1 protein-coding gene and 1 pseudogene are annotated in these 537 nt (G+C 39.1%); both read left to right on the top strand.

Features of this window, described 5'->3' with window-relative positions:
* The coding region (locus tag D4A39_RS19115; protein ID WP_233552526.1) for a hypothetical protein at positions 1–185 on the top strand (185 nt) is incomplete at its 5' end.
* Positions 186–206: 21 nt separating this feature from the next.
* Positions 207–461 (top strand): annotated as a pseudogene (locus tag D4A39_RS19110) (reverse transcriptase domain-containing protein); the annotation flags it as partial.
* Positions 462–537: the final 76 nt, after the last annotated feature.

Below are 537 nucleotides of genomic sequence, written 5' to 3'. Positions count from 1 at the left end.
TTAAAGTGACTAATGATCTCCTCCTTCAGATGGATGAGAACTCATCGGCTTTACTGTTATTGTTAGATCTTAGTGCCGCATTTGATACAATAGATCATGCAGTGTTAATCAACAGACTTAAAGATGTTTTTGGCATCTCTAGCACTGCACTTGCCTGGTTAGAATCCTATCTGTGTGATAGGTAGCAATTTGTCTCTTTTAATAAATCCCTATCCTCCACGGCACCAGTGAAATTCGGTGTGCCACAAGGTTCTGTGCTTGGTCCCATACTATTTTCTCTGTATGTTACACCATTGGGAAAAATCATCAGAAGTTATGGAGTAAATTTTCATTGTTATGCCGATGATACACAGCTGTACCTACCAATAAAAGCAAATAATACTACTGACATCTCGCGTCTAGAAGCCTGCCTTGTTTCAATAAAATCATGGATGTCTCAAAACGTCCTCCATCTAAACTAGGATAAAACAGAGCTCTTGTTAATTGGTCCTGCCAGTCATCAACATAAGTTCAATGGTCTTACTGTCTCGATCGATA

Source organism: Alcanivorax profundi (genome assembly GCF_003597125.1).
GTDB lineage: Bacteria > Pseudomonadota > Gammaproteobacteria > Pseudomonadales > Alcanivoracaceae > Alcanivorax > Alcanivorax profundi.
Note: the sequence above shows the minus strand (reverse complement) of the source record. Positions and strands in the feature narration are given on the sequence as shown.